Origin of the sequence: Flavobacterium piscis, assembly GCF_031457575.1 — a bacterium.
Classification (GTDB): Bacteria; Bacteroidota; Bacteroidia; order Flavobacteriales; family Flavobacteriaceae; genus Flavobacterium; species Flavobacterium piscis_A.
In genome coordinates, this window is sequence record NZ_JAVDWQ010000008.1 from 236,157 (window position 1) to 245,818 (window position 9,662).

Here is a 9,662-nt window from a genome sequence, read left to right on the forward strand (position 1 = left end):
CTATCTTGTTACACCCTGACTAGCAATCCAGTCAGAATATTTTTTTGCATTTTTAGTATGCTGTGCATAAGTTGAAGCAAATTCATGATACCCGAAACGTTCTATACTTGCACAAAAATAAATATAATCATGTTTTTCAGGACTTAAAACAGCTTCAAGTGCTGTGATATCAGGCATGGCAATTGGTCCTGGAGGAAGTCCAATATTCACATAGGTATTATAAGGAGACCTCATTACCAAATCATTATAAAATACTCTTTTGATTACCTGATCAAAGTTATTATCTCTCAATTTTAAGGCATAAATCACAGTTGGATCTGCCTGCAAAGGCATTTCTGAGCGTAAACGATTAAAATAAACTCCGGCAATTCTTGGCCTTTCATCTTTTTTAACGGATTCTTTATGTACAATAGAAGCTAAAATTGTAGCCTCAACTGGTGTCAAGCCTTGTTTTTTAGCTTTTTCAATTCTTTCAGCACTCCAAAAATTATGGTACTCTTTTATCATTTTATCACGAAACTTCTCTGCCGAAGTATTCCAATAAACCTCATATGTATTTGGAATAAACATCGCAAAAACATTGTCTTCGTTGAAACCGTTTGCAGCCATAAAATCGGAATCTTTAAACGCTTTCATTAAAGACAAACTGTCTGCTTCGATTTGAGAACCTATTCTTCCTGCGAAATTCTCTAAACGTTCCTGATTATTAAAAGCTAATTTTACAGGAACATTAGAACGCATTGCTCTTACCAAATCAATATTATTCATATCTTTTTTAAGTAAAAAACGACCTGATTTTACATTCTCAGGATAGTTTCTTTTATCAGCTACCATTTCGAAATTTTGTAAATTCCTGATATAGGGCTCTAATATTGTTTTAACATCAGTATAAGTAGCTCCGCTAGGAACATATACGTATAGTTCTTTTTCTTCGAATTTAGTATTTGCACTGAAAATCTGGCTAATTAGGATAAATCCGTAAATCATTAAAACTGAAATTACGGCTACGGCAGTCAACGTGATAACTTTTTTTATACTCAAAGCTAAAAATTTAAATTTGTTTATTAATTAACTGAAAAATTGCTTCATCCTTATATTCGCCATTCAGCAAAATCCAATCTTTTTTGATTCCTGTTTTTTCAAAACCAAATTTAGTAAAAAGAGCTATACTTGCTACATTATCTACACTTATATTTGCATACAACTGATGTAAATTTAAATTATAAAAAGAATAATTAATTAATAGCTCTAATGCTTCAGAACCAACATTTTGATTTCTATTTTCTTTATTTTGAATCACAATTCCAACACCAGCACGATTATTCTTCGGATCAAATTCAAATAAATCTATCAATCCAATGGCTGGAAAATCTTCATCCTGACAAATTGCCAAACGCAATTGTTTAGCTTCATAAATGTCCTGCTGTGCGTTTTCTAAATACTGACGAACCAAAAATCGGCTGTAAGGCGTTTGTGTATTGCTCACTTCCCAAATATTTTGATCGTTTTCCATTGCATACACAAACTCTAAATCATTAGGTTCTAGTGCCCTTAAGTATATATTATCGCCTCTGAGAGTTATCATTTATAATTTGTTTAAGATATAAATTAGATTTCAATTGTTCCCTTAAAAACAAACTTCGCAGGGCCAGTCAGGAAAACATTAGTAAAATGTTCGCCTGATTTATCAAAAGAAACTACCAATTTCCCACCTTCAACATTTAAGTTAATTGATGTTTGATCAGTTTGACCAATCGCATTCATAGCAATTGCAACAGCAGTAGCCCCAGTTCCGCAAGCCAATGTTTCATCTTCTACCCCTCTTTCGTAGGTACGAAGTGAAAATTCAGAATCATTTATTTTTTTTACAAAATTAATATTACTTCCCTTTTCGCCATATAATTTCCCATAACGAATGGCTGCTCCGTTTTCTTTTACATTATAATTTTCTAAATCTTCAACAATCTGTACGTGGTGTGGTGAACCGGTATTCAGGAAAGTATAGGAATCTTTTTTCTGAATTTTATCAACATCAATCATCTGCAGAGAAACAATGGCATCATCTCCAACTGTTGCATAATGCAAACCATCAGTAGCAATAAAGGTCGTTTTAGTATTAATAATACCTAATTGATTAGCAAAAGCCACTAAACATCGCCCTCCATTTCCGCACATCGAACTCTGATTTCCGTCAGAGTTATAGTATACCATCTTAAAATCAGTTTCATTATCATTTTCAAGCAAAATTAATCCGTCAGCACCAATTCCAAATCTTCGGTCGCACAAGCGTTCAATTAGTTTGATATCTTCTTTTGGAAAAAAATTCGAACGATTATCAATCATTACAAAATCATTTCCTGTACCCTGATATTTATAAAACTCTATTTGCATTTTTTAATTCATTAAGAAGTACAAAAGTACGAACTATTAATGAAATGTTAATCATTGTTAAAGAGCGTTAAACCATTTTACAGAAGATTTTTTTGAATTATTTTTACGTTCAATAACTAAAATATAAATTCTAATATGAGAAGACTTTCAACCTTATTTTTAGTGTCCTTATTAAGTGGCGCTACAACTTTAGGAGCTTACAAGTTATTATTTGAGAACAATAGCTCTTTTTTTGGACAAGGAAATTCTGTTGTAACTCTTGCTCCTAATTCTTTTGGGAAAAATGTTGGATTAGCAGCAGAAACCGTAGATTTTACTGTCGCAGCTGATAAAACGATCCATTCAGTTGTTCACGTAAAAAATGTTTCGCGAAGAACTGTTAGTAACCCCATGCTGGAATTCTTTTACGGATATGGCGGACAGCAGCAGCAAGAGCAAGTAGGAACTGGATCTGGGGTAATTATTTCAGAAGACGGTTACATTGTAACAAACAATCACGTTATTAAAGATGCTTCGGAAATTGAAATTACCTTAAACAACAAAAAGTCTTACAAAGCAAAGTTAATTGGTACCGATTCCAAAATGGACATTGCATTACTAAAAATCGATGCTGACGAAAAACTGCCTTATACTGCTTTCGCTAATTCTAATGATGTAAAAGTAGGCGAATGGGTTTTGGCTGTAGGAAATCCGTATAACTTAACTTCAACAGTAACTGCAGGAATAGTTTCTGCTAAAGCCAGAAATCTGGATACCAGTGGAATTCAATCTTTCATTCAGACTGATGCTGCTGTAAATCCAGGAAACAGTGGTGGTGCATTGGTCAATACACGTGGAGAATTAATTGGTATAAACACTATGATCTCCTCAATGACCGGATCATACGTTGGATATTCTTTTGCCGTTCCATCTAATAATGCCCGTAAAATTATTGAAGACATTATGGAATTTGGAAATGTTCAAAGAGGAATTTTAGGGGTTGAAGGAGGCGAATTAAACAGTAATGCTTCAAAAGAATTAGGAATTTCTCAAACACAAGGTTTTTACATTAATAAAGTTACTGCAAAATCAGGAGCTCAAAAAGCAGGTCTTACAAAAGGAGATATTATTGTAAAATTGGATAATCAGAACATTTCTACTTTTGCAGATCTTTCAGGGTACATAAATACCAAAAGACCAAATGATGTTGTACAAGTCACTTATATTCGAGAAGGAAAATCAAAAGTCGTTCCGGTAACATTAAGCAAAAATGAATTTTTCAGCACTGAATTTAAAGGAATCGAATTAGAAAATATCGATGCTGCTGATAAAAAGAAATTCCGAATTGATTATGGAGTAAAAATTAAAAGTATTACAAATGAAAATTTGATGCAGTACCAAAACGAATTACAAGGCAATATCATTTTAAGTATTGACAATGTAAAAGCAATGAATGTTGAAACTGTTTCTAAACTTCTAAGTAAAAAAGATGAAGGTCAAAGTGTCCGAATTGAAATGATTAATAGAAACGGGGAAATCTTCAGAATCATTATTTAAAAATACAAATTTTAAAATCTAAAAGCCATCTTAGAAAATAAGGTGGCTTTTTTATTTTCCAAAAATAATTGCCAAAATAACTTACGAAATCGATTGAAATAGATACTTTTGCGCAAAATTTTAAAATAGTGTTCTGTTTATTTTTCCAAATTTTCAATTATGAGTAAAAAATCTTTGTACCAAAAAGAGGTATCATTACAAGTCGACCGAAGAAGAGCTGGTGTCGAATTAATAAAAGTCATAAGCGATTTATGGTATGACAAATCCATCGAAATGGTTTTATTTAAAAATCAGTTATTAGATAAAAATGTCAGTGACATTATGAATTTGCATCAATATGCGGGTGAATTTGTTGGTAAGCCAATCAGCATTTTTGATTCTGTGGAAATTGCAAAGGTGATTTTGTCGTTGGATCTTCCATCTGCAAAATTAGATCTTGGAAGATTGACTTATGAATATTGTTTAGAAGAAGAAAAATATCCCGATGCCAGATATTTTGTAATTGATAAATTAAAAAAAGCAAAATCATCTGAAGAAATTCAACCAAAAGATGTTGTTTTATATGGCTTTGGAAGAATCGGTCGTTTATTGGCCAGGGAATTAATGTCCAAAACAGGTAAAGGAAACCAATTGCGATTGAGAGCTATTGTAACCCGTGATAAAAATGATACTTCGATTTTAGAAAAAAGAGCTTCTTTATTGCGGTATGATTCAATTCATGGGGATTTTCAGGGATCAGTAATTGCAGATCCAAAAAATAATGCTTTGATAATTAACGGAACTACAGTGCACGTCATCAGTGCAAATTCGCCGGAAGAAATAGATTACACCCAATATGGAATCAATAGTGCCTTAGTTATTGATAATACTGGAGCTTTTACAACAGAAGAGGCTTTAAAAAGGCATTTGATTTCAAAAGGTGCCGATAAAGTATTATTAACAGCTCCAGGAAAGGGCGTCCCAAATATTGTTCACGGTGTTAACCATACTGAATACAATCCGGACGAAGTAGATATTTTTTCAGCAGCATCCTGCACTACAAACGCCATAACACCAATTTTAAAAGTTATTGAAGATACTTTGGGAGTTATTAAAGGACATTTAGAAACTATTCATGCTTATACTAATGACCAAAACCTGGTTGATAATATGCACCAAAAATACCGTCGTGGCAGAGCTGCTGCACTAAACATGGTAATTACTGAAACTGGTGCTGGTAATGCTGTTGCAAAAGCATTACCTTCTTTAGAAGGAAAATTAACTTCTAATGCTATTCGGGTTCCTGTTCCTAATGGTTCTTTGGTAGTTTTAAATTTAGAAGTTAAGAAAGCAACTTCCATTCTTGCTCTAAATAAAATCATGAAAAAATACGCTCTTGAAGGAGAATTGGTTGAGCAAATAAAATATTCTTTGAATAATGAGTTGGTTTCATCAGACATTGTTGGTACTTCGGCGCCTTCAATTTATGACAGTAATGCTACTATTGTTTCAAAGGATGGAAAAAGCATCGTACTTTATATTTGGTATGACAACGAATACGGTTACAGCCATCAGGTAATTCGTTTAGCCAAATACATTTCCAAAGTAAGACGTTTTACTTATTATTAATTCAAGCTTAAATTAAAAAACTCAAAACCATCAAGTTTCTTGGTGGTTTTTTGTTTCAATTAAATAGGCAAAACTGTGGTACTTTTAACTTCCGAAATTACGAAAACGGTATTTATTAATGAGACTTCAGGTAAAACTGATAATTTCTTCTGATGAAAATGATGATAGCTTTCCATGTCCGGTATGATGATTTTCAACATATAATCGAAATTTCCGGAAACATAATTACATTCTACAACTTCTGGCATATTTAAAATTGAATGATTAAATCCTTCAGAAGTGTCATAAGTTTGTTTGTTAAGTGTTACCTGACAATAAACAGTTAGATTATTCCCTAGTTTTTTTTTGTTTAAAATCGAAACATATTTCTCTATAACACCTTCTTTTTCAAGGCGTTTAACCCTATCATGAACGGGTGTTAATGATAAATTTATTTTGTTTGCAATGTCTTTTAGCGTGTAATGCGCATTTTCCTGTAAAAGACGTAAGATTTTCTTGTCAATTTCATCTAAAGCCATAAAGAAATGTTTAAAATCATAATTAAAATTCAGTCAATTTTTCTTTTCAAAGAGGGTTTCGATCCCTAAAAAAGAATATTTTTCTGTAAAAGTAAATAATAAAATAATATTTTCTTATTTATCAATCAATTATCAATAATAAATTCTCTATTAATACATTTGTAACACAAACACAACGAAAACACAAAAACATAACAAAATGATAATAGGCGTTCCTAAAGAAATTAAAAATAATGAGAACCGTGTGGCTTTGACTCCTGCGGGTGTCTCTGAAATGAAAAAAAACGGACATGTTGTTTATGTACAGGCAACTGCAGGTTTGGGAAGTGGTTTCAATGATGAAGAATATACAAACGCAGGGGCTGTAGTTCTGGGAACCATTGAAGAAGTGTATGCAATTGCTGAAATGATTATTAAGGTAAAAGAGCCTATTTCATCAGAATATCCATTAATCAAAAAAGATCAATTACTTTTTACTTACTTTCACTTTGCATCATCAGAGCCATTAACTCACGCTATGATTGAAAAAGGAGCTGTATGTTTGGCTTACGAAACTGTTGAAAAAACAGATCGCAGTTTACCATTATTAGTACCAATGTCTGAAGTTGCGGGTCGTATGGCTATTCAACAAGGAGCAAAATATCTTGAAAAACCATTAAAAGGAAGAGGAATTCTTTTAGGTGGTGTTCCGGGTGTACCACCGGCAAAAGTACTAGTTTTAGGTGGAGGTATCGTAGGAACCCAAGCTGCAAAAATGGCTGCTGGTTTAGGTGCCCAAGTAACTATCATGGATTTAAGTTTGCCACGTTTACGTTATTTAGATGACATCATGCCAGCAAACGTAACAACTCAAATGTCTAACCACTATAACATTACAAAAGCAATTACTGACGCAGATCTAATCGTTGGGGCTGTTTTAATTCCAGGAGCAAAAGCACCTCACTTAATTACTCGTGATATGCTAAAATTAATGCGCCCAGGAACTGTTGTAGTTGACGTAGCAGTTGATCAGGGTGGTTGTATTGAAACTTGTACTCCAACAACTCACGAAAACCCAACTTTTATTATTGATGACATAGTTCACTACTGCGTGGCGAACATGCCAGGTGCTGTTCCATATACATCTACTTTAGCTTTAACAAATGCTACTCTGCCTTACGCTGTACAATTGGCAAACAAAGGGTGGGAAAAAGCTTGTTCCGAAAATGAAGAATTGAAAAAAGGATTAAACATTGCTAACGGAAAAATCCTTTATAAAGGAGTTGCCGAAGCATGGAATCTTCCTTTTAACGAAGAATTAGTGTTAGCAAACGCATAGTGTTAACATTAAAATAAGTGCTTACTAAATCACTAAATTTTAAAAGGCTTTTCTTAATCGAAAAGCCTTTTTTTGTGACATAAAAAACGGGGTTTTCTTTCCATTATATATAAAAAAATTACTTATCTCCTAAAATTTCCTGAAGTACTTTAGCTTCCGTTCCATTTGGGAGAGCAACCTTAATCTTCTGAGCTATTGTCGGAGCAATTTCAGTAATCTCTTTTTTATCGTATGATTCCCCTTTTTTTATATGCCATCCGAAAAAAATAGCAGGTACATGTGTATCGTAAGTATATGTAGTTCCGTGCGATGTTCCAGTTCCAGAATATTCAATATAACCAGGCTTATCTAAAATAATCATATCACCATTCTGAGTAACATCATATCCTTTTGCAATAAAATTTAAATAATAATCATTCACAGAAGAATGCAAAATTTCTTCTTCAGTATAAACTCTTTTTACATAATCCTGAGTCATTAGATAACTTCTAAAAGCTTCTTTTACTTTAGTTAAATCAAAACCTTTATTTTTAATAATATCTTTATTAAAATACAAATTAAAACTGGAATAATTCAAAACTAAATCTTCACCAAAAGTTTTAACTGAAAAATCTTTTAAGTTTTCACGGATATCTTTTGGAGGAACACTGCGAACATTGTATTTATTGTCTTTTAAGTAATTTACATTTTCTGCTCCAGCGTGATCAGCTGTTAGGAAAAGTAAGTAATTATCTTTTCCAACTGTTTTATCAAGATAAGTCAAAAAGTCAGCAATAGTTTCATCTAAACGTAAATAAGTATCCTGAAGTTCTATTGAGCGAGGACCAATAATATGCCCTACATAATCAGTTGAAGAGAAACTAACCGTTAAAAAATCAGTAATATTATCTTTTCCCAATTCTTCTTTTTCAATAGCTTTTTTAGCGAATTTAGCTAAAAAATCATTTCCAAAAGGAGTTGCTCTTAAAACTCCAGCATCATTTTTCTCATACATTGTTTTTAGGTCATAAGGAAAAACTGGTGCAGCACTATTGTATAATTTCCCTTCATACGGGTTATTATCAGCTAAACTTTCATTATAAGTAGATATAGGTTTGTATAAATCCCAACCTTTATTAATGTACGACATATAATGCTTTTCATTATTGAATTGAGTAACCCATTCCGGTAATTTTTCCCCGTAAAAAGTACTTGAAATAAAAGACCCTGTTTTACTATACCAAAAGGCCCAATTTGCAAAATGCCCAGCTGGTAAAATTGCACCACGATCCTTTAAGCTTATACCAATTACTTTTCCGGCAAAATTAGTTGCCATCCTTACTTCATCAGTGATTGTAGTGCTTTGCAAATTTTTTGGAGACATCGCACCTTCTTCTGCCGTACCATCACCAATAGTTTTTACTGAAGCATCATCAGTACAATATGTTTCTTTTCCTAAACTTCTACTAAACCACTCATTACTAACAATTCCGTGGATAGCTGGTGTTGCACCAGTAAAAATTGAGGCGTGCCCCGGAGCAGTATAAGTTGGCATATAGTTATAATGCATATTCTGAAAAGTATATCCATTATTCATCAATCTCTTAAATCCGTTTGGCGAGAAATCATCAGAGAACCGATACAAATATTCCATTTTCATTTGATCTACTACAATACCTACCACCAACTTAGGGCGCTGTTGAGCAATTAAATTTGAAATAACAAACAATGCCAACAATACAATATTTTTCTTCATGTTAAATTATAAATTTGTTACAAAAATACAGATTCGCATCCAAAAAGGCTAATATGGTATAATTTAAAACTAAAAATTGACTGTAATTTAACAAAAGTAAACAATTTATAATATTCTTTGCGCATGATCCGTTTTCGTATTGATCCTATTCTTTTTTGCGTTTCCCTTTGAGTCGGGCTGTACGCTGTATCTTTGATTCCGGAAAGGCTCCCAATTAAATCAAGTGGCAGATTTTGTAAAACAAAAAACCCCTCATCGATTGATGAAGGGTTTTCAAAAAGAAAGGCGACGACATACTCTCCCACATAACTGCAGTACCATCTGCGCAGGCGGGCTTAACTACTCTGTTCGGGATGGGAAGAGGTGAGCCCCGCCGCAATAACCACCTTAAGGCCGTTATAATTGCTTTGGGCAATTTGTTCTTCAATTTTTAATTTTTAATTCAAAATTTTTAATTGAAGTAATATCTTAACATACTGAGATAAAGAAAGTTTTAGTTTTAGAAAGTTTCTCCCCGCACCTTGCGGTGCGGGAAAAGGGTGTACATAAGCTTACG

Annotated in this window: 8 protein-coding genes and 1 rRNA gene; 3 read left to right on the top strand and 6 right to left on the bottom strand. The window is 33.0% G+C overall.

The genetic code is table 11. The features are described 5' to 3' along the window. From mltG to dapF, 3 genes are read right to left on the bottom strand one after another with little or no spacing between them, the layout of a single operon-like run. Positions 1-1,041 (bottom strand): endolytic transglycosylase MltG, encoded by a 1,041-nt coding sequence (gene mltG, locus J2W48_RS13415; protein WP_310282140.1) that lies wholly within the window; start codon positions 1,039-1,041, stop codon positions 1-3. A 10-nt stretch (positions 1,042-1,051) separates the two neighbouring features. Beyond that, the gene (locus tag J2W48_RS13420) at positions 1,052-1,585 is read right to left on the bottom strand and encodes a GNAT family N-acetyltransferase (protein ID WP_310282141.1); all 534 of its coding nucleotides are present in this window, start codon (positions 1,583-1,585) and stop codon (positions 1,052-1,054) included. 23 nt (positions 1,586-1,608) lie between these two features. Beyond that, positions 1,609-2,391 (bottom strand): diaminopimelate epimerase, encoded by a 783-nt coding sequence (gene dapF / locus J2W48_RS13425; protein ID WP_310282142.1) that lies wholly within the window; start codon positions 2,389-2,391, stop codon positions 1,609-1,611. A 135-nt stretch (positions 2,392-2,526) separates the two neighbouring features. Here dapF and J2W48_RS13430 point away from each other — a divergent pair, with 135 nt between their 5' ends. Both J2W48_RS13430 and J2W48_RS13435 read left to right on the top strand, forming a co-directional pair. After that, entirely contained in the window at positions 2,527-3,927 is a 1,401-nt protein-coding gene (locus tag J2W48_RS13430; protein WP_310282143.1) for a trypsin-like peptidase domain-containing protein, read from the top strand. Between the two features lie 159 nt (positions 3,928-4,086). Further along, a complete protein-coding gene (locus tag J2W48_RS13435; RefSeq protein WP_310282144.1) occupies positions 4,087-5,535 on the top strand; it encodes a glyceraldehyde-3-phosphate dehydrogenase in 1,449 nt (482 codons plus the stop codon). 59 nt (positions 5,536-5,594) lie between these two features. Here the strand turns inward: J2W48_RS13435 and J2W48_RS13440 are convergent, their stop codons facing one another. After that, on the bottom strand, positions 5,595-6,053 hold the full coding sequence (locus J2W48_RS13440) for an Lrp/AsnC family transcriptional regulator (RefSeq protein ID WP_310282145.1): 459 nt from the start codon (positions 6,051-6,053) through the stop codon (positions 5,595-5,597). 199 nt (positions 6,054-6,252) lie between these two features. Between J2W48_RS13440 and ald the strand changes: the two genes are divergently transcribed. After that, positions 6,253-7,371: an alanine dehydrogenase gene (gene ald, locus J2W48_RS13445; RefSeq protein WP_310282146.1), complete on the top strand. Its 1,119-nt coding sequence runs from the start codon at positions 6,253-6,255 to the stop codon at positions 7,369-7,371. A 118-nt stretch (positions 7,372-7,489) separates the two neighbouring features. Here the strand turns inward: ald and pafA are convergent, their stop codons facing one another. Continuing rightward, positions 7,490-9,106 carry an alkaline phosphatase PafA gene (gene pafA, locus J2W48_RS13450; protein WP_310282147.1) on the bottom strand — a complete coding sequence of 539 codons (1,617 nt, stop codon included), beginning with the start codon at positions 9,104-9,106 and terminating at the stop codon, positions 7,490-7,492. 280 nt (positions 9,107-9,386) lie between these two features. Beyond that, positions 9,387-9,496: ribosomal RNA gene (gene rrf / locus J2W48_RS13455) — 5S ribosomal RNA — on the bottom strand. Positions 9,497-9,662 lie beyond the last annotated feature (166 nt).